Raw genomic sequence first — 23,083 nt, forward strand, 5'->3', positions numbered from 1 at the left:
CGCCGAAAACCAAGGGCTCACACCTCTTCAGCCGCCGATGCCGCGAACTGCGCCTCGTACAGCCTCGAATACGCCCCACCAGCGGCGAGCAGCTCAGAGTGAGTCCCCTGTTCCACGATCTGCCCGGATTCCATCACCAGGATGAGATCGGCGTCGCGGATGGTGGAAAGCCGGTGTGCGATGACGAAACTGGTCCGGTCCGAGCGCAGCGCATTCATGGCTTTCTGCACCAGGACCTCGGTGCGGGTATCCACCGAGCTGGTCGCCTCATCCAGGATCAGCACGGACGGGCGGGACAAGAAGGCCCGGGCGATGGTAAGCAACTGCTTCTCGCCGGCTGAGACGTTGCCGCCTTCGTCATCGAGCAATGTGTCATAGCCCTCGGGAAGCGAACGAACGAACCGGTCCACATAGGTGGCCTGGGCAGCCTCAAGGATCTCGGATTCGGAAGCAGTAGGCCGCCCATACGCGATGTTGTCGCGAATAGTCCCACCGAAAAGCCAGGTATCCTGCAGGACCATGCCCATCCGTGAGCGCAGCTCCTGCCGTGACATGGAGGCGATATCCACGTCGTCGAGGGTGATTCGCCCGGCGTCGAGCTCGTAGAAGCGCATCATGAGGTTCACCAGGGTGGTCTTGCCCGCACCCGTCGGCCCCACGATGGCAATGCTCTGGCCGGGCTCAGCCACAAGGCTGAGGTCCGTGATCAGCGGCTTGTCGGGCAGGTACCGGAAGGACACATTCTCGAACACGAGCCGACCACGCGCCGCGCCCCTGGACGTACCGGAAACAGGTTCCGCGGATTCCTCTTCCTCATCCAGCAGATCAAACACCCGCTCCGCCGAGGCAACACCGGACTGCAGCAGGTTGGCCATGGAACCGAGCTGCGCCAACGGCATGGTGAATTGCCGTGAGTACTGGATGAAGGCCTGCACGTCACCCAACTGCATCGCGCCTGAGGCCACCTGCAGGCCGCCCACCACGGCGATGCCCACATACACAAGGTTTCCGATGAAGGTCATGGCCGGCATGATCAGGCCACTCACGAACTGTGCCCCGAAGCTCGCCTCGAACAGCTCGGTGTTCTTGGCCCTGAACTTCTCCTGGACTTCGTTTTGGCGGCCAAAAACCTTCACCAGCGCGTGTCCGGTGTAGGTTTCCTCGATCTGCCCGTTGAGCTCGCCGGTGTTTTTCCATTGCGCGACGAACAGTTTCTGTGAGCGTTTGGCAATCACCATCGTGGTCCCCAGGGTGAGCGGGATGGTCACCAACGCAATCAGGGCCAGCAGGGGCGAGAGCAGGAACATCATCACCAGTACGCCCAGCACAGTCAGCAGCGAAGAGACCACCTGGCTGATGGATTGCTGCAGGCTTTGGGAGATGTTGTCGACGTCGTTGGTCACCCGGCTGAGCAGCTCACCGCGCTGGATGGAATCGAAATAGCGCAGGGGAAGCCGATGGATTTTCGCCTCGATCCGCTCGCGGAGGCGGTATACGGTGCGCTGCACGACGCCGTTGAGCACGTACGCCTGCATCCAACCGAACGCTGAGGCCAGGACATACAGCGCCAGCACCCAGAGCAGCACGGAGGACAGTGCACCGAAGTCGATTCCGATACCGGGTGTCAGGTCCATGGCGCTCAGCATGTCGGCCTTGTTGTTCTCGCCGGAGGCTCGCAGGCCGGCGATCACTTGGGCTTTGGAGACCCCTGCCGGCAGTTGTTTGGACACGACGCCGGCGAAGATGAGGTTGGTTCCTTCGCCGAGCAGCCTGGGTCCGATCACCGACAAAGTAACGCTGACCACTGCGAAGACCACCACGAGTGTCAGCCAGAACCGTTCAGGCCGCAGGGTCCCCAAGAGCCTGCGGGCGGAGGCACCAAAGTTGGAGGCCTTCTCGGCCGGAATGCTCATGCCCGCGAACGGACCACCGCGTCCGGGCCCCATCGGCGGGCGCTGTGGTCCGCGTTGACCCGCTGCCATGGCGCTCATGCCGCTTCCTCCGCCGCAAGCTGGGAGGACACGATTTCCCTGTAAGTTTCGGAAGTCTCCAACAGCTCATCGTGCGTTCCCTGCCCGACGATCCTGCCGTCGTCGAGCACTAGTATCTGGTCCGCGTCCGCGATACTGGAGACGCGCTGGGCGATGATTACCAGCGTTGCGCCGTTGGTGTGGTGCTTGAGGGCCTGCCGGAGGCGGGCGTCGGTGGCAGTGTCCAGGGAGGAAAACGAATCGTCGAAAATGTAGAGCTCCGGCTGTTTCACCAGTGCCCGGGCGATGGCCAGGCGTTGTCGCTGCCCGCCGGAAACATTGGTGCCGCCCTGCGAGATGGGTGCATCCAGTCCACCTTCCATCTCTTCAACAAAGTCCCGTGCCTGGGCCACTGAAAGGGCCTGCCACAGTTCGTCATCGCTGGCATCGGGTTTGCCGTACTGGAGGTTGCTGCGAACGGTGCCTGAGAAGAGATAGGGCCGTTGGGGCACCAGGCCAATGTGCCCCCACAGCAAGTCCGGATGCAGCTCGCGGATGTCCACGCCATCCATGCGAACCGCTCCTGCGGTGGCGTCGAACAGCCGCGGCATGAGGTTCACCAAGGTGGTCTTACCTGCGCCGGTGCTGCCAATGATCGCCGTGGTCTGGCCGGCCTGGGCTGTGAAGGTGACGCCGCTGAGCACCGGCTGCTCGGCACCCGGGTAGGCGAATCCGACGTCGCGCATCTCCAGTTCGCCTCGGCGGATACCGCCGGTAACAGGATTCGACGGCGGCTGGACGCTGGAGGCGGTCTCCAGCACCTCCCCGATCCTGTCAGCAGAAACGGACGCGCGCGGGATCATCACGGCCATGAAAGTGGCCATCATGACGGACATCAGGATTTGCATGAGGTAGCTGAGGAAAGCGATCAGCGTGCCTACCTGCATGGAACCGTCCTCGATCCGGAAGGAGCCGAACCAGATCACCGCCACACTGGAGATGTTCATGACCAACATGACCACGGGGAACATGAGCGCCATCAAACGGCCTGCACGCAGCGCGACGTCAGTGACGTCGTCGTTCGCCCGGCCAAACCGGGAGGTCTCCATATCCTCCCGGACGAACGCCCGGACCACCCGGATGCCTGTGAGTTGCTCGCGCAGGACACGGTTGACGGCGTCGATCCGGACCTGCATTTTGCGGAACAACGGCACCATCCGGGTCACGATCAGCCCGACGGCCACGAGCAAAACGGGCACGCACACGGCGATCAGCCAGGACAGTTGGGCGTCCTGGCGCACGGCCATGATCACGCCGCCGATGCTGAGCATGGGGGCCGCAACCATCAGCGTGCAGGACATGAGGACCAGTTGCTGCACTTGTTGGACATCGTTGGTGGATCGGGTAATCAGGGACGGCGCCCCGAACTTTGTGACCTCCTGCTCGGAGAACTCCCCCACCCTGCCAAAGATGGCGTCCCTCAGGTCGCGGCCCATTCCCATGGCTGCCTTCGCGCCAAAGTACACGGCCACCACTGCACACGCGATCTGCAGCAGGGTGATCAGCAGCATGAGGCCGCCCATGCGCAGGATGTAGTCGGTATCGCCGGTGGCGACGCCGTTATCGATGATGTCGGCGTTGAGCGTAGGCAGGTAAAGCGAGGCGATGGATTGCGCCAATTGAAAAACGACGACGGCGATCAGCAACCGCTGGTGCGGTTTCAGGAACCGGATTAGAACCTTCCAAAGCATGCGCACTCCGAACCAAGGTAGTGAACCGAAGGCCAGTTTACGTCTGGTTGCTGTGGGCAACTAGAGGGAATCTCAGACCACTGCTTTCCTGTTCAAACCTTGCAGGGCAGCCTGCGTTCCGGTTCCGCTTTTAGGCAGGTACGTGAAAAGGCGGAGGGCACGGAACTGCGGGACACCCAGCACCATGGGAGCAAAGCTGAGGCGGCCTACCGCCGGGTGGTCATACACAACATCCACATGGTACGAATCGCCAACCACTTGCCGTTGCCATAATTCCCGGAAGGCTTCCGAGACCTGGCATAGGCCGCGTGCCATGGCATCGAAACGGTGATCATCCGGGAAGTTGGCCGATTGCGCCCGGAACTGGGCCACCATGGAGCGGGCCATCATCTCCTTGTGCACGTGTGGGCGGGCAAGCTCCGGATCGGTAAAGAAGCGTTGGAGGCAGCTCTCGCCCACACGGGTATCGAAGGTTTCCGCGGCGGCGGAATTCATGGCCACGACTGTCCAGAAAGGGTCAGCGATGTAGCTGGGATTCGCTATGGCATCCACCAGCTGCTGCAGCAGGGCGAGCTGGGCGTCGTCGACGTCGAAGTTGTGACCGGCGGCATGGCCCAACGTCGGACCGCCAGCCGTGCTGACCGCGTTGCCGGCAGGGCCCGAACGGCGCCCGTACGCAAGGCGTCGTACGTAGGTCCGGTCCTCATGGCTAAGCAGCAGTGCGTTCGAAATGGCATCGAGGATTTCCTCCGAGGCGCCGATGGCCCGCCCCTGCTCCAGCCACGTGTACCAGGAGACACCAACATTGGCCAGGACGGCCACCTCTTCGCGCCTGAGTCCGGGCGTCCGGCGTCGTGGGCTGACTGGTAACCCGACATCTTCCGGACGGGTCTGCTCCCGGCGCGTGCGGAAGAACTCGCCGAGGCGGGCGTGGTTGGAGCGGGCTTGATTGAAAAGGGGCTGGTCGGTTGGCAATGTGGTCTCCAGTGAAAAGACGAGCGTCCGGCCAACCGCTGTGCAGCTACGGCGCAGCGGTTGGCCGGACGAACCGGTGAGCAGGATCCAGGCGGATGTTTCCTGTTACTGCAGGACCCGCTCACGTTCGGAGCGGACGTCCAGCTGCGCGTATTCCTCTGCTGCCAGGCGTGTGGCGTCCTGGGGACTCATCCGCGGCTCAAGGTTGAACAGGGAAGCAATCTGGACCAGACGCTCCTGCACGGAACCGGACACAACATGGAAGGGGATCCCCAACTCGTCCATGGTTTGCTGCAGGATCTCATCCGACATGTTCCGGAATTGATCGTTGACCGGGCGGTGTCCATCAGCAGAAAGCGGAAGCTCGTTCTTCAGGTGCACGAACACATCGAATGAGTTCTTTACGTGCGTCTTGAAACTGTTGCCCAGACTGGTCATCACCTCTTCGAAGAATGCCAGTTCCGGAGTCTTCTCCACGCTCTCCCCCGCCGCCAGGTGTGCTGATGCACTGGGGTTCAGCCCGAGGGAAACCCGCACGGACCCGTAGATCCATTCCTGCAGCGATGAACCGTCGGAGATGAAACCGGCCGAGAGCTTGTCCTCGTACACTGCACGCTCCACGTGACGGGTCACGATCATCTGGATGAGCTCCGCGGCGGTGCATTCCTCGAGGGTTTTGCCAGGTGCGGCTTCGGGCAGGATTTCCCGCATGGTCCTGGCCTTGGTGCGGGGCAACCCCGTGTAGTGGGACAAGGCCATGGACGTGAACGTCTTGCCCGACGAATAGGTACCCGAAATGCCGATGCGCACAAGGAGCTCCTAGTCGTTGACGAGCTGGAGGGTACCCGCGGCGCTGAGCTTGCCTGCGAACTCGATTGCAGCATCGCTCAGGTCCGCTTCTGCAACCTGGCGCGTGCCATCGACGTCGCCATTGAGGACCGTGGGAGCGAAGCGGACCTGCGTTGCGTCCTCGATGCCCACAAAGTTCAGCCAGTCAGCGAAGAAGGTGCTGCTGAAGTCGGATCCGAAAGCGGCCGGAACACCCGGAGCGTAAACCCCGCTGGTGTGGATCGCAAGGGCCTGCTTGCCTTCCATGAGTCCGCGGTAGCCCTGCTCCGGGTCAAAGCCGAAGCTCCAGCCGGGCTGGGTGATGATGTCGATCCACTGCTTCAGCACGTAGGGGACGCCCGAGTTCCACATGGGGATGTTGAAGACGTATGCATCGGCTGCAGCGAACTGATCGAAGACAGCGCGGGCGGACTCCCAAGCGGCAACCTGCTCCGGCGTCTGGTCCTGTCCGGTGAAGACAGCCATCTTGGCGGCGGCCGCGATCCGACCGAAAACAGGCAACGCACCGTCGTCGAACAAGTTCAGGGTCTCCAGCTCAAAGCTCTCCGGACCGGCAGCCTGCACGGAGTCGATGAAGTGCCGGGCCAACCGCAGGGAGTCGCTGTTGGCGTAGCGGGGAGAGGCATTGATGTGGAGGATAGTAGGCATTGGCTTCCTTTCGAGGCTTTGCTGCGGGGACGCTTTGTGCCCCGCATTCGATCCTCATGGACATCGGACCAGCGCGTAAGAGCGCACTTTTTTGTGCCTAGGGCACCTGAAAGTGCCCTCCCTTGGAAGGCTTCAAATTGCCGCAGCGGTCCATAGGATTCTTCCTGTGGAAGAATCCGGAAACCCCTTGCAGGGCATCAGCGGCGGCTCACGCCGTGGCCCGTCCCAGGCCGCCTACACCGACATCGACGGTACCGTCACTGGCTACAACACCATCTTCGAGTTCCTCCGCTTCGATGCCGGCCACTTCCGCGAAGCCGAGGCGGAGGACTTCCTTGAGGGCCTGCGGGCTGCAGCCAGGAACGGCGTACCAAGATCCGTGACGAACGCCCGCTACTTCAGCTGGTGGCAGGGCCGCAGCGTGAGGGAGGTCCAGGAACTCGGCGAGCGCTGGGCAGCTTTCCAGGCCGCGTCACCGGACAGCTGGGCCTTCCTGGAACCCGTGGCTTCCCTCCTGGACAAGCACACCGCGGCGGGGCGGCGCATCGTGGCCGTCAGTGCGTCGTTCGAGCCAGCTTTGGTACGGGTTCGACGGCGGTGGCCGCACCTTGAGCTGCTGTGCACGTTCCCTACTGCTGCGAATGGCATCTATACCGGCGACATCGAGGAGGCCTTGGTAGGTGACGCCAAGGCGAGGGCCGTGGCAGCGCACGCTGCCCGGTTCTCGGTGGACCTGTCACGCAGCTTCGCCTATGGGGACCACAGTTCAGATCTTCCCTTCATGGCGTTGGCCGGGGAATCCCTGCTGGTCACCCCGGCGGCTCAGAACGCTCCGGACCCCGTACCGGCGTCGGACCTGGTACCCGCTTCCGCAGTGAAGGTTTGAGTCACCGGTTCCCCACCTGCAACGACCCCCAAGTATGCTGTGGCAAGCAGTCCATTTGATGAGGAAAGTATTGGGGATATGACTCTCACGGCTGAACAGAAACGCATGAAGGCCCGGAAGCACTACAACGCGTCCCTGGATCTTTGCCCGGCACGCCAACTGCTTGAGGCCATCAGCAGCAAGTGGGTCACGTTGGTGATGCTCGCCTTGGAGGACGGGCAGCAGCGCCACAGCGACCTCCGCAAACGGATACCCGGCGCAAGCCAGAAAATGTTGACCTCCACGCTCCGCTCGCTTGAACGGGATGGACTGGTCTTACGGCATGTGACAGTCTCCGTCCCCGTGCGAACCGACTACGAGCTCACTCCGCGCGGACATTCGCTGCTGCGGATCATCTTCGAGATGAAGGAGTGGGCCGAGGAACACATGGACGACGTCGCCGCGTCCCGCATGGAACACGACCGCCACCGGCTCGCTTTCAACTAGCGCGTGGATGCCGGCATCCACCTGTTTTGCCTGCACCACGCCGGCGGAACCACAGCCAGTTTTGCTGGCTGGCGGTTTGACGGCGTGCATGTCACCAAGCTGGGATACCGCGGCAGGGATTTCCGTTCCGTTGGCGCCGCGGCGGCCCTCATGGCGAAACAAATCGCAGGCTCGCAGGCGGGCCAACTGGCGCTCTATGGCCACAGCATGGGGGGGGTGCTCGCCTTCGAGTCCGCCCTTCGGCTTCAGGACAGTGGGCGGGTGCTGCACGTCTTCCTCGCAGCCGCGCGGCCGCCGTCGGGAATGTACGACGCCGGTGCTGCCGCGGCAGCCGCTTCCGGCGCCCGGTCCGGGACTCCGCAGTCCGTAACCGCCCTGTCCGAGCACGTGCTCAGCACGACCGCCCTGTCCGAGCGGGCCCGGGAAGTGCTGCTTGAGGATCTGGCATTGTTGGAGAGCTATCCCGGCAGGCTGCCCGCCCGCCAGTTGAAGGTGCCGGCCACAGTTCTCTACAGCTCTGATGATCCTGTGGTTACGGCTTCGGAGTCGCGGCGCTGGGCGGACTGGTGCGCGCAGAAGCCACGATTGATCGATGTCGCGGCAGGGGGCCATCTGTTCCATATCGGCAACCCGAAGGTCAGGGCAATCGTGGCAGCCACTCTGTCCGCCGACGCCAGCTATGACATGCATGCCCCCTTGTGACACCTGAACCGGGGTTGTGACACGCAAACACTTCGGCGCCATGGAAAACGCCTGGCGACGCCCGGATATGGGCGTCGCCAGGCTTTTTCAGTGGCCCTGAAACGAGATGGCCTAGGCTCCCGCGCTGACCAGTTCGCGGTCAAGGGCGGTCTTGCCGGCGGCGAATATAGCGGTCATTTCCGCAACCCGCCGCCCCAGATGCTCGGCGGTAGCGATGTCTGCGGGGTGCACGCCGTCCACACCGACGTCCGAGAATGTCTGGGCGGCGGCACCATTGAAGTAGCCAAAGCGGTTGAGATCGTTTTCGGTGCCCTTGGTGCTCTTCCATCCCGGGAGCAGGCCCAGGTTGATCCAGTTCATGCCGTGCTGGGCTGCGAAAGTGGAGAAGTAGTCCAGGGTGGAATTCTTGTCACCAGCCTTGCAGGCGGCATTGGTAAAGCCGGCACCCAGCTTGTTGTGCCATTTCTGCACCGCCCAGCGGCCTGCGGTCTTCTCGGCGAACGCATGGAATGCTGATGGCGCGGTTCCCATGTACGTGGGGGCTCCGAAAATGATGGCGTCTGCCTGGTCGATGAAATCCCAGGATTCCTGGGTCAGCTCATCCACGCGCAGGAGAGCCGTTGTGGTTCCGGTGGCGGCGGCAGCGGAAACCACTGCGTCTGCCAGGATCCTGGTGTGGCCCGAGCCTGAATAATAAACAACTGCAATCGCCGGAGTGGCCATGGGTGTCCTTACTGTTTGTACTGTGTGGTCTGTGCGTCTTCTTGTGATGGTGTGACTAGATAGCGGGCTGCAGGGCCAGCTTTTCGGTGACCATGCTGGCTGCGGCGCGGGCGCTGCCCGCCTCGGTGAGCTCGAATTCATCCACGCGAACACCGAATTTGTTGCTAAGGATCACGGCGGCTTCAACAAGTGACAGTGAATCGATGTCAAGGTCAGAGAACGAGTCGTCCGGTCCCATGTGGCCGAGCTCGTCCATGGTGGACCCAATCGCCTCTACGACGTCCATAGCTGTAATTTCCATTGCTTCCCCCTTTTACAAGTAGCCCGGGTTAGCCGGTGCCACAGTGGTCCTGCACGGCACCCCGGCCTGCAGGAATCAGTGTCCGGCCCTAGTGCGGGTCGACAACCGAGATCGATGGCCATGTCATGGCAATGGCTCCCCAGGTGGTTCCTCCGCCAAAGGCAGTCAGGACCACCTTGTCTCCGGGGCTCCTGTGGCCTTTGGTTCCGGCGTCGGTCATGGCCAACGGAATGGACGCGGCTGACGTATTGCCTACCCTGTCCAGGTGGACCTCGGCCCGGGATGCTGGGATGCCGGTCACGGAAGCAACGGTGTTCAGGATCCGAAGGTTCGCTTGGTGTGCAATCAAGGAATCCACGTCATCGGCAGCCCAGCCAGCGCTGGCGAGCACGGTGTGCACGGAACCGGACATCGCTGCGACCGCCTGCGTGAAAACCTCCTTGCCCTGCATCTCAAAGAATGAACCCGGACCTTCCGGCACTTGGATGAGCGTTTCGCCCTTGCCATCGGAGTGGAGCGTTGACGCCTTGATGGCCCCGGGTTCGTCTGCTGTTCCGGCCGACAGATAAGCCGCTCCCGCTCCGTCTCCGAATATCACCGAGGTGGTCCGGTCCGTCGGATCGAGCAGTCGGGTGAAGGTGTCCGCGCCGATTACGAGTGCCGAGTCCACGGATCCCGAACGGATTGCCCACGTGGCGGTAGTCAACGCATAGACAAACCCTGAGCAAACTGCGGACACGTCGAATGCGGCGACGCCGTTCAACCCCAGGTTCGCCGCCACCTTGGGTGCGGTGGCTGGGCAGACCTTGTCCGGCGTCGAGGTCGCAACAATCAAGAGTCCAGCCGAATCGACGCCGGCACTGGCCAAGGCGCGCCGCCCGGCCGCGGTGGCCAGGACGCTGGTGCTTTCCGTTTCGTCCGAGTGGCGGCGTTCCTCGATACCCGTCCTGCGCCTGATCCATTCGTCGGAGGTGTCCATGACAGCAGAAAGGTGTTCGTTGGTGACCACCTTCCTGGGCAGTGCGCCACCCAGTCCCCGGACAACGGCAGATGCGGCACTCATTTCTTTTCCCCCACGGAAGCGCTCACTGCCGCAACCCGGGATGGCAGTTGGTGAGCAACGCTGCAAACTACTTCGCCGCCGTCGAACGTTCCTACGACGTCAGCGCAGCGCCACCATCCGCCGTCCTTTTCGATCAACCGGCTCTTCTGCAGCCCCACTTCAAGGCCGGTCTCCTGCCCGCCCCCATTCTTCGGGCAGGAGCCGCTGAGTGTGATGCGGGTTTTGCGCATCCACAATGTGTTGCTGTCCGCGCGGTTCATGGAATCGAGCCGGTACAGGAGAACCTGTCCCAGCTGCAGCGAGGCAACAAAGTACTCGACGGCGGACAGCGCCTGCGGGTAGGCGGCCTCCAGCCCGCGGCGGTCATCCAGGCGTCGGCCCAGAGAGGGCTGCTGGCGGAATGAGAGCTGCGCGTGGGCGGTTCCTTCACCGGGATCCAGGACGACGTCCAGCAGCGAGACCTGCCGTTCTGCCCACAGCCCACCGTAGAGACGTGTGCCGGCGTCACCCACCAAAGCTTCCTCGGACGGCGACTGGACTGACGCGAGCCCGAGCTCGGCGTGCTCGTGGGCTACTTCCAGTACCGCGGTCATGGACGCAACAGAGCACCGAAGAACCGAAGCGTGTCCCAGATCCTGCAGCGTCGCCCGGCATTCGAGATCGCCCAGCGAACCTTCCACAGGCTCGCTGCCACCCGAGATGGTCACCGACGCCACGTAGGCCGCAGGCAACAGTTCGGGAGAATACCGGCTGGCCAACAAAGCCTCCGCCATCCTGGCAGCCAAAACAAGGACATCCGTGGTGCCAAGGTGTGGGGTTTGCTCCGAGTTCCCCTTGATGGACCACGTGCCTTCAACGCCAAGAGCGCCGCGGGCCGTGAGCGTGGATTCCGAGACCGTATGGTTCACGCGGAGTTCCCGCAGCTTTGGGTTGGTGGTCTTGTAGCCGTGGCTGAAGAACCGACGGCGACCATCGCCCAGGAGTTCGTCGATGGAGGCGTAACTCCTGGTGCTGGAGCGTAGGGCAGGTGGCATGGGTATTCCTAGGATCGTCATCGGCGGTGATCCTAGAATCCATGGCGCAGCCGCCGGCAACCAGTGTCCGTGGATGGTGGTGGTGGGAACACCACCCTCTGCGCTGGAGGGCAGCGTCTCTGGGTGCCTGGACAGTAGGCTGGACGTGTTCTACCCAGAACCGCTACGAAGGGACTTGAGTTTTGGCTTACATCACTGTCGGAAACGAAAACAGCACCGAGATTGAGCTCTATTACGAGGACCACGGGACGGGCCAGCCAGTGGTCCTTATCCACGGGTATCCGCTGGACGGTTCATCGTGGGAGAAGCAAACTGCTGCCCTCCTGGACGCCGGCTACCGCGTCATTACCTACGACCGCCGTGGCTTCGGCAAATCCAGCAAGCCCACGGTGGGCTATGACTACGACACCTTCGCCGCAGATCTCAAGACCCTCCTGGAAACCCTGGACCTGAACGATGCCGTGTTGGTTGGCTTCTCCATGGGAACCGGAGAGGTTGCACGCTACATCAGCACCTACGGTTCGTCCCGCGTGGCGAAGGCCGTCTTCCTCGGTTCGTTGGAGCCGTTCATGCTGAAGACGGACGACAACCCGGACGGCGTTCCGCAGGATGTCTTCGACGGGCTGTATGAGGCTGCCAAGGCCGACCGCTACGCCTTCTTTACCGACTTCTTCAAGAACTTCTACAACAGCGACACGTTCCTGGGGACAGCGCGCCTCAGCCAGGAATCCGTGGACGCCAGCTGGAACCTTGCCAGCCAGTCGGGCGCCTTTGCTTCGGTGGCCGCCCAGCCCACATGGCTGACGGACTTCCGCGCGGACATCCCCAAGATCGATGTTCCCGCTTTGATTGTTCACGGCACCGCGGACAACATCCTCCCCATCGACGTCACGGGCCGGCGCTTCAAGAATGCACTGCCCAGCGCCGAGTACCAGGAGATCGAGGGCGCACCCCATGGTCTGTTGTGGACGCACGGTGCCGAGGTCAACGAAGCGTTGCTGACCTTCCTCAAGAAGTAGTACCTCCTACTTTTTGAGGCGGAGCTTCCGGGCTTTCTTGCCGCTACGCAGATACTCCTGCTGAGCGGCGTCGGCCTTTGCGCGTTCTGCGGCATGAAGCAGGCCGTACGTGAAGGCGCTGTTACCAGCACCGGAGGCAGACCCCAACTTCAAAAGCTCGGCACTGGCCATGGCGCTGTCCTGATGTTCGCCCAAAATGGTCTGGACATCATGGGCAGCGTCCGCGAGCTTTGCGGCGCGCTTCCCGTGGACACTTTCAGCAGTGGCTGCGGCGAAGCGAAGCTTCTTGGCAGTCTTGCGGACGTTGTGAAACGCCGAGTCACGTGAAGGCCCGACGGCGGCACCCACCGCTGCGTCGTGGCGTTTGGCGAGGCGTTTGGCCGCTTTGTTGGCGAGTTTCGCTGTGGTCTTGCGTGCGGGCCCGGTTCCTTTCGGCGCAATTGCGGGAGAGTCCAGGAAAGCTTCGAGCCCATCCAGAAGCCGGAAATAGCGGGGGCTGTTGAGCCGGGTCCTGATGGCCGCCATGGCAGTGTCCGCCCGAACCTTCATCCGCTCATCCAGCTCAGCGTGAAGAGGACCCAAAACCAGCTTCATTGGCAGCTCCTCCACATCCTTTCGGAGCCGCTCATGAAGTACCTCCACGTCCCGGTAGCGTCCAAGCGTCTTGGCCAACGATTTCAGTTCGAGTTCAAGTTCCTGAACCGGGGAGCCCTTGAAAAGCTTGCGGTAACTGTGGAGCACGGAGCGGATACGCCGGGTCAATGACCGCATCTTGTGGACGGAATCGTCCCGGTTCATTCGTACATGCGAGTCCTGCAGGAGCAACTTGGCCACTTGGGCGTCAAGGTAGTTCAGTACGGGAACGACGGCGGGGCCCTTGCGGCTGGGAACCTCTCGGCCGGTCCCCTTTGCACGCGGCCAAGAATCTCCCAGAGCTGTTGCCAGTTTGGAAGTGCGCTCGCTGGGGCTCGCACCGGCTTCGATCAGCTGGGCTGCGACGGCGTCCAGGATGTCGTCGCCCTTTTTCATGTGCCCGCTACCGTTGAGCTCCACTTCCCATTCGCGCCACTGTTGTTCACTGCCCTCGCCTAGGGAAACACGTGCCCTTACGTGGTCATCCACGAACTCTGCCACCCGTCCGCCGTCGTCCTGGTAGAGGGGGTAGCCGGTGCGCTCGGTGTTGAGCGTGGCGACTGCCATTACTGCGTGTCCGCGCGTATAGGCAAGGATCCGGTCCATCAGCTCCACAGGCACGGTATCGGCTTGGCCCAGGGGCGCGTGGATTTCCGTGCGACGTCCTGGACTGTGGGGAAGCTTGAGGTGCCATCCGGCGTCGGGTCCCCCCGTGCGTCGCCGCAGCGTGATTCCGCGGGCGGCAAGCGCGAGGTCGCTGGTGTCGAAATAGACAGCTTCCAGGCTATAGGTGGATGGCTCTCCCACGCTGGCCACGCCGTCGATCTTTTCAAGCGTGGGAAGCGGCGTGGAGGGATCGACGTCGAACTTCCGCTCTGCCTCCACCATGCTGGACGTTGCCATCAGTTCTCCTCACTGGAGTATTTCTTCGTGGCACCCGCGGAGGCCGGCCCGTTCGCTGGCCGGCCTCCACCGGTAAGAGGCTCACACGAAAAACCTTTAAGCCAATACTCCTCCGCCTTCGTCCACATCGCCACCGGATACTGTGCCACGCCAGGCTCCGGTCTCATGTCCTTGGGCCTCGATGAACTTCTTGAACTTGTCCAGGTCCGCGCCCACGCGCAAACTGTCCACTCCGACTGCCGAGCCGGCCTTTTCTGCAAGTGTGTCCGGCTCCCATTCGATCTCTACATTGACGCGCGTGTGCCCGGCGTCCAACGGTTCAAAGGTCACCGTTCCCGCATTCCGCGGACCGTCCACACTCGCCCAGCTGACAAGGGAATCAGGCACCTGCTCGATGATTTGGGCGTTGTATTCGCGCTTCACGCCACCCACGTTCGTTGCGAAATGGAGCGCCGTGTCATCGATCTGCTGCACGGACTCCACCCCGTTCATGAACTCGGGAAAAGTCTCGAACTGCGTCCACTGGTTATAGGCAACGGATACAGGTACATCTACGTCGATTGATTTATTGACGGTAGCCATAGGGTGTCGCTCCTTCAATGTTTCTTCTTGTAGTGCGCTTTTTACCGCGGTTTATTATTGCCGCGTTTTGTGTACGGACTCTTTTGAGCCGGGTATTGCCGGCGGCGCGCCAGCCGGCTGGCTGCATAACCGGTGGCGCGCCTGTCTTATGGGGGCGCGCCGGAGTTATGGCCTAACCTGCGTCGAAATTCTCTTCGTCGTCATCCTTGGGTGACTCGTCCCGGGGCAGATCGTTGCCGCTGCCATCAGCCAGGGAGTCAGCAGGCTTGTCCAGATTCTGCTCGGCCTGGGACTGTTCGTCGATACCGCCAAAGCGGCCTGCCCCCGGTTCCCCTGCGCTGTCTGAGTCCTCAGGATCCAGGTGGCTGAGATTTGGCGCGCCGGTTACGTATGTTTCGCCATCAGGGCTGTCCTCGCTCAGGCCGGCTTCGCTGAGATCCTCTTCCACGCGGGGCTGCGCCTGCGATCCGCCCGCTTCCTGCTCTGCTGTTGGGGTGCCGTAGCCTCCCACTTCCTCTTCAGGCGTGGCGTTCTGCTTGTCCATGTGACCTGTCCTTTCCATGCGGTGGAACGTGTTAATGGAACACTTCGAACCTATAAGGACGGTTGGCGACGTGTCCATGCTTTGAAGAAATTAGTCAGCAAACTTAGCAATTTCGTGCTTGAGGCGCTATCGTGGCAGCCCCGACTCATAGGCCATGAAGTCCGGACGCAGCATCACCTCCCGTGGGCCCATCATCGCGATGTCCTCCCACAGCACCAGGAACGATCCTCGATGCCACCAGCGCAACAACTGCGCTACCGGCCATGGCTGCGTCATACCTTGCCGCTCATACCCAAGGAATGACGACGCCGTCCGCGGACTCACAATGATGCCCACCAAGCGGGCCTGGCTCAGGAGCTGGGTCGGTGCCGAGTCCAGGACGAAGCGGGCGTCTGAAACCTCCCCCAGCCGTTCACCCTTGCTATCCACAACGTCACTACCGAGCAGGTCAGTCAGGATCATGGCTACCTCCGGGAATCCGGCCGATGACGTGGTTCCGAAGCCAGCGTTCCACCCATGACGCATCAAGGGATTCCGCGCGCACACCCACAGTGATAACGGTGTCCACATCGGACACGACGTCCCAAGGAATACGGATCAACCTGTTCGACGGCGGCCTTCCACCGAAGATCCGCGTGCCGAGTACGGGGCCCGTCAGCAATGCCGTGATGGTCGGCGGTTCTGCACCTGCCGGGATGGGCTCATCAGGCATTGGACCGCTTAACTCGAGGTCGTCGACGGTGGTGACGGGTACGCCGTCGACGTCTAAAACCTGCCGGTCCAACAGGTGGAGCTGTGCGTCGAGGACCAACCCGGCCGGGCGCGGCGCAGGCTTGATCTCACGTGGCTCGATCCTTCTGCGCTTTTTGGCACTCATGCGCCTGCTCCTGTCGCGATCATGAGCGGAATTGCGGCCAGGGACGCGGCAAGAATGATCACCAAATACACCAGTCCAGCGATGTTCACGGCACGGTTGTTGACGTGCTTGCCCATATATTGCGGATCGTTGGCGACGATCAGGATCGGCAAATACGTGAGGGGCAAGGCGATCGCGGAGAACACCACCGAGTATTCCGTCACCAGGATGGGGTCTACGCCGGTGGCGAGGACTGCGACGCCCGCCAGCAGGACCACGATCATGGACAGATGGAACCTGGCGGCCTGCGCCGGGCGCCGGAACTTCCCCCAGGACCATCCAAAGAACTGTGCCAAGGTGTAGCCGCTGGAAAGCGTGGTCTCCAGCGCCGCGCCGAACGTGGCGGCCACAAGGCCCACAATCAGCACTGCCAAGGCAAGCTGGCCTCCGGCCTGGGCGACCGGTAAAACCACTTGCGAGAGCGTGGTGACGCTGATCTCCGCCGGCAGCAGAACGACGGCGGCGCAGGCGGCGATCGCCACGGAAAGGAACCCGCCGAGCGGGAAACCGAGAAGGACGTTCATACGGGTCTGCAGTAAGTCCTTGACGCTCCAGTGTTCCTCCACAGCGCCAGAAGAGAAGAAGGAGACCTCGTAGGGTGTCATGGCAGCTCCGAACAGCGCGATGGCGTAATACCAGTACACGCCGGAGCCCTCCTCCTGCGGTACCGAGGGCGTGAACGCCTGGCTGGCCAGGACACCCCAATCGGGCTTGAGCAGGAAAAGCGCCACCGCAAAGACCACCAGGGAGAGTCCCAGGAGCCCGGTGACGTTCTCCATGATCTTGAACTTCACGCGCCAAATCACAAGCCAGACAGCCAGCAACGCGACAGGGACCCAGAGCAAGTAACCCACGCCGCTGGCCAACTGAAGGGCCAACGCGATGCCGCCGATCTCAGCCGTAACCGTCATCAGGTTGATCAGGAAGGAAGCGCCAAGGTTGGCCAGCCCGGCGCGCGGGCCCATGCGTTCACGAATCACCTCGAAGGTAGCCCTGCCGGATACGGCCGCCACCCTGCCGGACATATTGGCAAAGAGGCAGATTCCGACGACGCCGACCACCACCACCCACGCCAGGGACAGCCCAAAGCGGGAACCCACCACGGCGTTGGTCACCAAATCCCCGATGTCAACAAAGCCCCCGATCGCCGTCAGGATGCCAAGTGCAACACCGAGGAGCCGTTTCACTGGATGCCGGCCTTGGTCATGAGGGCTTCGAGCTGATCCGTGGCGCTGCGCAGCTCACGCAGAACGTTGGGAAGGCCGTGCTCCCCTGATCCCGCTTGCCCTTGCTCGGTGCCATTGTCGGGAGCGGTCAACGCATCACGGGCATGCAGTATTGCGCGCGAGATTGCAGCGAAAGAGGCCAGCATGTCATCTCGGAGCAACTTTTCCTCCTGGGTGGGGGCCGTGAATCCTTCAACTTCATCCGTAGCCGACTCAACCTCGCCCAACATGTCATCTGCAGTAGTGGCCCCGGCTGCCGCCGTGGTGCTGTTTTTAATCCTGAGGTCTACAGCCAGCGTGGCAGCTTGGACGGCGGAGAATACCTCTTTTGCTGGTCCTTCAAGCGTGTCCGGGGAAGGATGAGGTGAGCATGCGGTCATAGCTCCGGCGAGGACCGCCAGAGTCAGGAGGATCGCCGCGAGGCGTCTGGCATGCGGACTCACGATGGCTGCGGAATCTGGCAACCGGCTTGTGGATCCATCCCTGTGTAATTAAGGGGCCCGGCGAGGATATTGAGGGCGATCGTCGCGAACTGCGAACACTGCGCGGGCGGGGCGTTGTAATAGCCGCGCTGGCCAGCCGCTATTGCTCCAATGACGAGCCATACAACTACGAACAGCCCAATAATTGAACCGATTCGCATTTCTTCCCCAATCGATAAACGGGAAATACGCCCAGCTATTAGTACCTGCTGGGTGGCCGAAGGGCGCGGTCGGGGCCGGGATCCTCTCCCTGGCCCCGACCGCAAAACCCCATGTCAATCCGTCGGATTAGTTTCAGTAGTTAAACCGCGGTCATCCCCGGTCCGCTCATCCTTCTCTTCTGCCGGCCCAGGTGGATTTGCCGATTCGCTTCCTCCGGCATCCGCGGCATCTTCCGAACCATCCCCGGATGCGTCGCCAACAGGTACCTGATCACTGGAGGCGGGAGCCCCAAGATCACGGGGGATCGGATAACCCGGTGTCGTGATCCCATCGTGCACCTGGCTGAAGCCGGCAACTTCGGTTGGATCAGTTGTCATACGCGTGACCGGCCCCGGCCAAGAACCCAGCCGATGAGCGCCAGGACCAGCAAGATAATTCCTACCCACAGGAGGAAACTCAGGGCCTGGTTAAACCCGCCAACAAGCAGCAGTATGATCGCAATGACGCCGGCAATCACCAATAGTGTGTTCATGTAAGCTACGCATCCCTTCAAACAAATTTGTCCAGTTAGGAAGGCGTCCGCTGGGACTCCAATTGGAGCTCCACCCCAAAGCAACGGGCACCGAACGGAGAAATGATCTCCTTATTCCGTACTTACCCCAAATGACAACAGTTCAAACAGAACCCTGCCTTCCGAAGCACGTGCACAGCATCATGATAGGCGCGCTTTCTGTCCCGGCGAAGTAGTTCCTCAGGAAACTTAGTACCTCTTCGCGGAAAACGCTCCGAGGGCCTGGCTGATCTCCCGCGCCGTACCCGATGCGGCCTCGCCATATTCCTGGTATTTGGCGGGCACAATCCTGCTTGACGGCCCGGAGATGGAGATTGATCCTGCTGCTACGCCGCCCGGGCCCAACAAGGGAACTCCAATTGAGGTAATTCCCGTGCTGAGGCCTTGTTCGTTGATGGAATAGCCGCGGGCACGGGTTTCTCCAATCATCGCCCGGAGTTGCGCGGGGTCAACCACGGTTTGCGGCGTAAGGGCTTCAAGAGGTGTGGCCAGATATTCATCCACGATTGCGTCATCAGCGGCGGACAAGTAGGCAATCCCGGTGGAGGACGCATGCATCGGCAGCCGGGATCCCAACGGAAGGAAGGCCCTCAGGACATGGGGCGTGTCCAGGCGCTCGATGATGAGCATGTACCCGCGGTCCGGAACCGCCAGGTGGACAGTCTCCGTGGTGTCCAGCTGCAGTGCGTTCAGGGGGCCCATGGCGGCGTCGCGAATAACCGAGCCGCTGCTTCCCCGGCTGGCCACGGCAAAAGCATGGTTGGTCAGGACCCACTTGCCCGCCTGGGCTTCAGACTGTGCCACCCAACCCAATTCCGCCAGGGTCCTCAGCATGCGAAGGACCGTAGCCTTGGGGACGTCCACTTCACGGCTCAGCTCCGATAGTCCTGCCGGCTGACCGTCGGACACGGCTTCAAGAACCCGTATCGCCGTGACCACACTCTGCGTACTCATTCACACTCCCCCTTGACCGCTCACTTTCTTATGACCTACGGTACAGGCGATTTCCCAGAATGAACCATTGGTTCATCCAGTGAACCGACGATGTTTGATTGGAGAACGGGTCTTGGAACAACAAATAGCTGCCCTCGCCATCTTTGTGGGCGTCTTTGTCCTGGCAACCCTGCGCAAAGTGCACATTGGCGTGCTCATGTTCGCAGCCGCGGCCGGCGTTGGCGTTTGGATGGCAGGGATGACCATCGACAAGGTGGTGGCGGGCTTCCCCATCGGGATCCTCGTCCTGCTGGTAGGGGTCACTTATTTCTTCTCGATCGCCCAGGCCAACGGAACGATCGACCGCATCATCGAGATGGCCATCACCAAAGTGGGTGACCGTGCCTTCTTTCTGCCCATCGCCTTTTTCGCGCTCACCATCGGCATCTCAGCCATGGGCTCCCCGTTGGCAGGCTTGGTTATGGCCCCCATCGGCATGCCACTTGCCAAACGCTATGGCATCGACCGCATGCTCATGGGGATCGCCATTGGATCCGGCCTCAGCGCAGGTGGCTTCGCGCCAACCAGCCTGTTCGGTATTGTCACGTACGGCACAGCCCGGGCGGCAGGGATTGACCTTGATCCCCTGGTCCTCTTCAGCGTCGCCCTGGGAACCAATCTCCTTCTGCTGGCCGCCGCTTACGTCATGTTCGGTGGGTTCAAGCTGCTCAACATGCGTACCGGTGACGGTTTCGGCACCCAGCTGCCATCCTTCAGCGCAAGCCGCCCGACGCCGTCGCACCCCTTCGAGCGCGAAGGCAACATCGCACGGGGCAAGCAAGCAGCCCTCCAGGTCCTTGACCCGGCAGCGGCGCAGGAAGTACCGGCGTCGGCCTCAAAGCTGAACCGCAACCAGGTCGTCACGGTGCTGTGCATGGCGGGGCTGGTTGTCACGGTCATCCTCATGTCCGTCCTGGGCTCAAACCCTGACATCGGCGTTCTCTGCTTCGCGTTCGCCTCAGTCCTCACCCTCTGCGATCCGCAATCCGGCAAATCGGCGGTAGCCAAGATCGACTGGTCCACGGTGCTGCTGGTGGGCGGAATCATCACGTTCGTCGGAGTCCTTCAGACCATGGGAGCTGTAGCGCTGCTGGGCGAAGCAGCGGGCGCCGTCGGGACTCCCCTGCTGGCCGCGCTGGTGATCTGCGGGATCGGCGGACTCATCTCCGCGTTCGCCTCCACCACCGGAATGCTCGCGGCACTCGTGCCCCTGGCGCTGCCGCTCGTTGCCTCCGGAGACATTGCCGGGTGGGCCGTCATTGCAGCACTGGGCGTGTGTTCCTCAATCGTGGACGTCTCGCCGTTCTCTACCGTCGGCGCAACCTTTGTGGCCACGGTCGATGCAGATGAGCGGCCCCGCGTCACCAGGCTCCTCACACGTTGGGGCCTGTCCATGGTGGTGGTGGGACCCCTCTTGCTGGTCGGTGCGCTGGTGGTTCCGTCGAGCCTCTAGCTTCCTACGCAGCCACGCACTCAAGTTTTCCTACGCACGAAAGGTGCCCACCATGCTCAAACCACTCCACGGAATCACCGTGGTCGATCTCAGCCGCGCCCTCGCCGGCCCCTACTGCACCGCACTCCTGGCCGACATGGGCGCCCGGATCATCAAGGTGGAAAGCATCAATGGCGGCGATACCGCCCGACAATGGCCCCCCTTCCAGGATGGCCACAGCCTCTACTTCGATTCCGTGAACCGGAACAAGGCCTCCGTTTGCGTTGATTTCTACTCATCCGAGGGACGCGACATCCTCTCCACGCTGATAGCCGGAGCCGACGTCCTGGTGGAGAACTTCAAACCCGGCACCCTGGAGAAAATGGGATTCACTGCCTCACGGTTGGAAGAACTCAATTCCGGGCTTGTGGTGGGGTCCGTCACCGGGTTCGGCAACACGGGACCCCTCAAAGACGACGCCGGCCTGGATCAGGTCATCCAGGGGATGTCCGGGCTGATGTCCGTCACCGGGCCAGGCGCCCACTCCGGCGCCGGCGAAACCTACCGTGTGGGGATACCGATCGTAGATATCACCTCCGGAATGGTGTGCGCGTTTGGGATCGTCGCAGCGCTCCTCGGCGTCCGCAGTGGTGAGCGCGTTAGCAAGGTGTCCACCTCCCTTCTGGAGACGGCGCTGAACCTGTCCGCATTTCAGGGACAAAAGGCGCTCAGCCTTAATGAAGCGCCCACTCCACAAGGGAACAACCACCCAGTCATCGCCCCTTACGGGATGTTCGCCACCGCCACCGAATCCATCAATATCGCGGTGGGCAGCGACAAACAATGGACGGCATTCTGTGGCCTGCTGGGTATTCCCACGGCTGTGGAGGATCCCCGCTTTATCACCGGGGCGGACCGCTCGGCCAACAGGCAGCAGCTAACCGAACTCATTGAAGCTTCCTTGGTGGCCAAACCGGCTGACGAATGGGTGCCACTGATCAGCCAGGAAGGCATCCCCTGCGGCCCCATCTACAACTACACACAGGCCCTGGCCTCCGAACAGGTTGCCGCGCTGGGCCTTGTCCAGCACAGCCAGCGGCGGGACGGCTCTGAGCTTCCACTCCTACGCGGACCGCTGAGCCTGGACGGGGAACCCAGCGAAATCCTGTCACCCCCGCCTCTGCTGGGCGAACACACCACCGAAGTACTCATGGAGCTGGGAATGACCTACGACGACGTCACCCGGCTTGAGCGCAAGGGCCGCGTTCTGTGCGGGCCGGCGTCCACTTCGACAAAGATTGGAGCAGGGCGATGAGTACAGTTTCCCAGGCATCCCGTGTCTCCCATGAGGGCCTTGTGGGCCGGATAGCCGTGTCGGTCGCCGGGGGTATTGCAACCGTGGACATCTGCAATCCTGCGCAGCGCAATGCCCTGACCAAGGCCATGTGCCTGGAAATCCAGGAGCTGATGCCCCGGCTCGATGCCGATCCCGATATTGCCGTGGTAGCTCTGCGCGGTGCGGGCGACACCTTCTGCGCCGGGGCTTCCATCAGCGAACTCTCGTCCGTGCTCTTGGACCCCCAGCCGGACGGTTCGGTTCTTGACCAGCTCAGCCTGGCCGATCACGCCATTGCATCGCTCACCAAGCCCACCGTCGCCTTGGTGGATGGCGCCTGCATGGGTGGAGGGTGGCAGATCGCCTCGGCATGCGACTTCATCATTGCCAACGAGCGCGCCGTCTTCGGGCTGACCCCGGCCAAGATCGGCATCATCTACCCACGCCCAGGCATTGAACGGCTGGTCCGGCTGGTGGGGCACGCCAATGCGAAATACATCCTCCTTACCGGGCAAACATTCAGTGCAACGCAAGCCCAAGCGCTGGGTTTGGTGGCCGACGTCGTTCCTTCCGCGTCCTTTGAGCAACAGTGCGACGCGCTTCTTGGTTCCCTGCGGAGCCGTTCGCGTTTCTCGGTGCACTCCATGAAGCGGCTGGTGGACCTGGATGCTTCGGACGCCGGACAGCCTGACATGGATCAGGAGTGGGCTGCGGCCTGGTCCGCCATGCCGGACTGTCCTGACATGGAGATCGGCATCAGCGCGTTCCTGAACCGCGAGCAACCCCGGTTTAAGTGGCGGCCCCTTGGGTGAACAGGGCTTGCCCGAGACGTGATCTGAGCCTCAATCAGGGACAAGGCTGGCTTTTCCTCCGTTGGAAGAGAGACGACGGGAGGC

Annotated in this window: 26 protein-coding genes; 7 read left to right on the forward strand and 19 right to left on the reverse strand. The window is 62.1% G+C overall.

Going from position 1 to position 23,083, the window contains the following annotated elements; all coding sequences use genetic code 11:
• Window positions 1-17 precede the first annotated feature (17 nt).
• From ACZ5G6_RS19795 to ACZ5G6_RS19815, 5 genes are all read right to left on the reverse strand, one after another.
• Window positions 18-1,991 (reverse strand): ABC transporter ATP-binding protein, encoded by a 1,974-nt coding sequence (locus tag ACZ5G6_RS19795; RefSeq protein WP_498687505.1) that lies wholly within the window; start codon window positions 1,989-1,991, stop codon window positions 18-20.
• Entirely contained in the window at window positions 1,988-3,721 is a 1,734-nt protein-coding gene (locus ACZ5G6_RS19800) for an ABC transporter ATP-binding protein (protein WP_223934515.1), read from the reverse strand. Before ACZ5G6_RS19800 ends, ACZ5G6_RS19795 begins: the two co-directional genes overlap by 4 nt.
• A 72-nt stretch (window positions 3,722-3,793) precedes the next feature.
• The gene (locus ACZ5G6_RS19805) at window positions 3,794-4,696 is read right to left on the reverse strand and encodes a helix-turn-helix transcriptional regulator (RefSeq protein WP_498687507.1); all 903 of its coding nucleotides are present in this window, start codon (window positions 4,694-4,696) and stop codon (window positions 3,794-3,796) included.
• 105 nt (window positions 4,697-4,801) lie between these two features.
• Window positions 4,802-5,506, reverse strand: coding sequence for an AAA family ATPase (locus ACZ5G6_RS19810; RefSeq protein WP_223934517.1), 705 nt, complete (start codon window positions 5,504-5,506; stop codon window positions 4,802-4,804).
• 9 nt (window positions 5,507-5,515) lie between these two features.
• The gene (locus tag ACZ5G6_RS19815) at window positions 5,516-6,193 is read right to left on the reverse strand and encodes an FMN-dependent NADH-azoreductase (protein ID WP_498687510.1); all 678 of its coding nucleotides are present in this window, start codon (window positions 6,191-6,193) and stop codon (window positions 5,516-5,518) included.
• A gap of 166 nt (window positions 6,194-6,359) precedes the next feature.
• Here ACZ5G6_RS19815 and ACZ5G6_RS19820 point away from each other — a divergent pair, with 166 nt between their 5' ends.
• The 3 genes from ACZ5G6_RS19820 to ACZ5G6_RS19830 all read left to right on the forward strand — a co-directional run bounded on the left by ACZ5G6_RS19820 (window position 6,360) and on the right by ACZ5G6_RS19830 (window position 8,267).
• Complete coding sequence (locus tag ACZ5G6_RS19820) at window positions 6,360-7,079, forward strand: HAD family hydrolase (RefSeq protein WP_498687513.1); 720 nt, start codon at window positions 6,360-6,362, stop codon at window positions 7,077-7,079.
• 78 nt (window positions 7,080-7,157) lie between these two features.
• The gene (locus tag ACZ5G6_RS19825) at window positions 7,158-7,565 is read left to right on the forward strand and encodes a winged helix-turn-helix transcriptional regulator (protein ID WP_223934520.1); all 408 of its coding nucleotides are present in this window, start codon (window positions 7,158-7,160) and stop codon (window positions 7,563-7,565) included.
• A gap of 3 nt (window positions 7,566-7,568) precedes the next feature.
• Window positions 7,569-8,267 carry a thioesterase II family protein gene (locus ACZ5G6_RS19830; RefSeq protein WP_498687516.1) on the forward strand — a complete coding sequence of 233 codons (699 nt, stop codon included), beginning with the start codon at window positions 7,569-7,571 and terminating at the stop codon, window positions 8,265-8,267.
• Between the two features lie 111 nt (window positions 8,268-8,378).
• On the opposite strand, the gene ACZ5G6_RS19835 is transcribed toward ACZ5G6_RS19830, so the two are convergent.
• The 4 genes from ACZ5G6_RS19835 to ACZ5G6_RS19850 all read right to left on the reverse strand — a co-directional run bounded on the left by ACZ5G6_RS19835 (window position 8,379) and on the right by ACZ5G6_RS19850 (window position 11,388).
• Window positions 8,379-8,990, reverse strand: a complete 612-nt coding sequence (locus ACZ5G6_RS19835; protein ID WP_223934522.1) for a flavodoxin family protein — start codon at window positions 8,988-8,990, stop codon at window positions 8,379-8,381.
• Window positions 8,991-9,045: 55 nt separating this feature from the next.
• Entirely contained in the window at window positions 9,046-9,291 is a 246-nt protein-coding gene (locus ACZ5G6_RS19840; protein WP_498687519.1) for an acyl carrier protein, read from the reverse strand.
• An 88-nt stretch (window positions 9,292-9,379) separates the two neighbouring features.
• Window positions 9,380-10,354 carry a beta-ketoacyl-ACP synthase III gene (locus ACZ5G6_RS19845; RefSeq protein ID WP_498687521.1) on the reverse strand — a complete coding sequence of 325 codons (975 nt, stop codon included), beginning with the start codon at window positions 10,352-10,354 and terminating at the stop codon, window positions 9,380-9,382.
• Window positions 10,351-11,388, reverse strand: a complete 1,038-nt coding sequence (locus ACZ5G6_RS19850) for an AvrD family protein (RefSeq protein ID WP_498687522.1) — start codon at window positions 11,386-11,388, stop codon at window positions 10,351-10,353. Before ACZ5G6_RS19850 ends, ACZ5G6_RS19845 begins: the two co-directional genes overlap by 4 nt.
• Window positions 11,389-11,570: 182 nt before the next feature.
• Between ACZ5G6_RS19850 and ACZ5G6_RS19855 the strand changes: the two genes are divergently transcribed.
• Window positions 11,571-12,407 carry an alpha/beta fold hydrolase gene (locus tag ACZ5G6_RS19855; protein WP_498687524.1) on the forward strand — a complete coding sequence of 279 codons (837 nt, stop codon included), beginning with the start codon at window positions 11,571-11,573 and terminating at the stop codon, window positions 12,405-12,407.
• A 6-nt stretch (window positions 12,408-12,413) separates the two neighbouring features.
• On the opposite strand, the gene ACZ5G6_RS19860 is transcribed toward ACZ5G6_RS19855, so the two are convergent.
• From ACZ5G6_RS19860 to ACZ5G6_RS19905, 10 genes are all read right to left on the reverse strand, one after another.
• Window positions 12,414-13,943, reverse strand: coding sequence for a CYTH and CHAD domain-containing protein (locus ACZ5G6_RS19860; RefSeq protein ID WP_498687525.1), 1,530 nt, complete (start codon window positions 13,941-13,943; stop codon window positions 12,414-12,416).
• Between the two features lie 96 nt (window positions 13,944-14,039).
• Window positions 14,040-14,525 carry an SRPBCC family protein gene (locus tag ACZ5G6_RS19865; protein WP_498687527.1) on the reverse strand — a complete coding sequence of 162 codons (486 nt, stop codon included), beginning with the start codon at window positions 14,523-14,525 and terminating at the stop codon, window positions 14,040-14,042.
• Window positions 14,526-14,697: 172 nt separating this feature from the next.
• Window positions 14,698-15,147, reverse strand: coding sequence for a hypothetical protein (locus tag ACZ5G6_RS19870; RefSeq protein ID WP_498687529.1), 450 nt, complete (start codon window positions 15,145-15,147; stop codon window positions 14,698-14,700).
• A gap of 48 nt (window positions 15,148-15,195) precedes the next feature.
• Complete coding sequence (locus tag ACZ5G6_RS19875) at window positions 15,196-15,531, reverse strand: PRC-barrel domain-containing protein (RefSeq protein WP_498687530.1); 336 nt, start codon at window positions 15,529-15,531, stop codon at window positions 15,196-15,198.
• Window positions 15,518-15,946 carry a hypothetical protein gene (locus ACZ5G6_RS19880; RefSeq protein ID WP_498687532.1) on the reverse strand — a complete coding sequence of 143 codons (429 nt, stop codon included), beginning with the start codon at window positions 15,944-15,946 and terminating at the stop codon, window positions 15,518-15,520. The genes ACZ5G6_RS19875 and ACZ5G6_RS19880 overlap by 14 nt, the downstream gene beginning before the upstream one ends.
• Window positions 15,943-17,172, reverse strand: coding sequence for an Nramp family divalent metal transporter (locus tag ACZ5G6_RS19885; protein ID WP_498687534.1), 1,230 nt, complete (start codon window positions 17,170-17,172; stop codon window positions 15,943-15,945). The genes ACZ5G6_RS19880 and ACZ5G6_RS19885 overlap by 4 nt, the downstream gene beginning before the upstream one ends.
• On the reverse strand, window positions 17,169-17,654 hold the full coding sequence (locus ACZ5G6_RS19890; protein WP_498687536.1) for a hypothetical protein: 486 nt from the start codon (window positions 17,652-17,654) through the stop codon (window positions 17,169-17,171). The genes ACZ5G6_RS19885 and ACZ5G6_RS19890 overlap by 4 nt, the downstream gene beginning before the upstream one ends.
• Window positions 17,651-17,854 (reverse strand): hypothetical protein, encoded by a 204-nt coding sequence (locus ACZ5G6_RS19895; protein ID WP_223934534.1) that lies wholly within the window; start codon window positions 17,852-17,854, stop codon window positions 17,651-17,653. The genes ACZ5G6_RS19890 and ACZ5G6_RS19895 overlap by 4 nt, the downstream gene beginning before the upstream one ends.
• A 374-nt stretch (window positions 17,855-18,228) precedes the next feature.
• A complete protein-coding gene (locus ACZ5G6_RS19900; protein WP_223934535.1) occupies window positions 18,229-18,387 on the reverse strand; it encodes a hypothetical protein in 159 nt (52 codons plus the stop codon).
• 228 nt (window positions 18,388-18,615) lie between these two features.
• Window positions 18,616-19,380, reverse strand: coding sequence for an IclR family transcriptional regulator (locus ACZ5G6_RS19905; RefSeq protein WP_498687537.1), 765 nt, complete (start codon window positions 19,378-19,380; stop codon window positions 18,616-18,618).
• A 112-nt stretch (window positions 19,381-19,492) separates the two neighbouring features.
• On the opposite strand from ACZ5G6_RS19905, the gene ACZ5G6_RS19910 reads away from it, so the two are divergent.
• The 3 genes from ACZ5G6_RS19910 to ACZ5G6_RS19920 are packed head-to-tail and all read left to right on the forward strand — an operon-like array spanning window position 19,493 to window position 22,999.
• Window positions 19,493-20,872, forward strand: a complete 1,380-nt coding sequence (locus ACZ5G6_RS19910) for an SLC13 family permease (RefSeq protein WP_498687538.1) — start codon at window positions 19,493-19,495, stop codon at window positions 20,870-20,872.
• Window positions 20,873-20,924: 52 nt separating this feature from the next.
• Window positions 20,925-22,166 (forward strand): CaiB/BaiF CoA transferase family protein, encoded by a 1,242-nt coding sequence (locus ACZ5G6_RS19915; RefSeq protein WP_498687540.1) that lies wholly within the window; start codon window positions 20,925-20,927, stop codon window positions 22,164-22,166.
• Window positions 22,163-22,999, forward strand: a complete 837-nt coding sequence (locus ACZ5G6_RS19920; RefSeq protein ID WP_498687541.1) for an enoyl-CoA hydratase/isomerase family protein — start codon at window positions 22,163-22,165, stop codon at window positions 22,997-22,999. Before ACZ5G6_RS19915 ends, ACZ5G6_RS19920 begins: the two co-directional genes overlap by 4 nt.
• Window positions 23,000-23,083 lie beyond the last annotated feature (84 nt).

The sequence above is a fragment of the Arthrobacter sp. TmtSoilC51 genome, from assembly GCF_055388015.1.

What these genes read in the sequence shown, in the direction of transcription:
- ACZ5G6_RS19795 (WP_498687505.1), bottom strand. Translation starts at nt 1,991, where the DNA reads ATGAGCGCCATGGCAGCGGGTCAACGCGGACCACAGCGCCCGCCGATG.
- ACZ5G6_RS19800 (WP_223934515.1), bottom strand. Translation starts at nt 3,721, where the DNA reads ATGCTTTGGAAGGTTCTAATCCGGTTCCTGAAACCGCACCAGCGGTTG.
- ACZ5G6_RS19815 (WP_498687510.1), bottom strand. Translation starts at nt 6,193, where the DNA reads ATGCCTACTATCCTCCACATCAATGCCTCTCCCCGCTACGCCAACAGC.
- ACZ5G6_RS19825 (WP_223934520.1), top strand. Translation starts at nt 7,158, where the DNA reads ATGACTCTCACGGCTGAACAGAAACGCATGAAGGCCCGGAAGCACTAC.
- ACZ5G6_RS19835 (WP_223934522.1), bottom strand. Translation starts at nt 8,990, where the DNA reads ATGGCCACTCCGGCGATTGCAGTTGTTTATTATTCAGGCTCGGGCCAC.
- ACZ5G6_RS19840 (WP_498687519.1), bottom strand. Translation starts at nt 9,291, where the DNA reads ATGGAAATTACAGCTATGGACGTCGTAGAGGCGATTGGGTCCACCATG.
- ACZ5G6_RS19845 (WP_498687521.1), bottom strand. Translation starts at nt 10,354, where the DNA reads ATGAGTGCCGCATCTGCCGTTGTCCGGGGACTGGGTGGCGCACTGCCC.
- ACZ5G6_RS19850 (WP_498687522.1), bottom strand. Translation starts at nt 11,388, where the DNA reads ATGCCACCTGCCCTACGCTCCAGCACCAGGAGTTACGCCTCCATCGAC.
- ACZ5G6_RS19860 (WP_498687525.1), bottom strand. Translation starts at nt 13,943, where the DNA reads ATGGCAACGTCCAGCATGGTGGAGGCAGAGCGGAAGTTCGACGTCGAT.
- ACZ5G6_RS19865 (WP_498687527.1), bottom strand. Translation starts at nt 14,525, where the DNA reads ATGGCTACCGTCAATAAATCAATCGACGTAGATGTACCTGTATCCGTT.
- ACZ5G6_RS19870 (WP_498687529.1), bottom strand. Translation starts at nt 15,147, where the DNA reads ATGGACACGTCGCCAACCGTCCTTATAGGTTCGAAGTGTTCCATTAAC.
- ACZ5G6_RS19875 (WP_498687530.1), bottom strand. Translation starts at nt 15,531, where the DNA reads ATGATCCTGACTGACCTGCTCGGTAGTGACGTTGTGGATAGCAAGGGT.
- ACZ5G6_RS19880 (WP_498687532.1), bottom strand. Translation starts at nt 15,946, where the DNA reads ATGAGTGCCAAAAAGCGCAGAAGGATCGAGCCACGTGAGATCAAGCCT.
- ACZ5G6_RS19895 (WP_223934534.1), bottom strand. Translation starts at nt 17,854, where the DNA reads ATGCGAATCGGTTCAATTATTGGGCTGTTCGTAGTTGTATGGCTCGTC.
- ACZ5G6_RS19900 (WP_223934535.1), bottom strand. Translation starts at nt 18,387, where the DNA reads ATGAACACACTATTGGTGATTGCCGGCGTCATTGCGATCATACTGCTG.
- ACZ5G6_RS19905 (WP_498687537.1), bottom strand. Translation starts at nt 19,380, where the DNA reads ATGAGTACGCAGAGTGTGGTCACGGCGATACGGGTTCTTGAAGCCGTG.
- ACZ5G6_RS19915 (WP_498687540.1), top strand. Translation starts at nt 20,925, where the DNA reads ATGCTCAAACCACTCCACGGAATCACCGTGGTCGATCTCAGCCGCGCC.
- ACZ5G6_RS19920 (WP_498687541.1), top strand. Translation starts at nt 22,163, where the DNA reads ATGAGTACAGTTTCCCAGGCATCCCGTGTCTCCCATGAGGGCCTTGTG.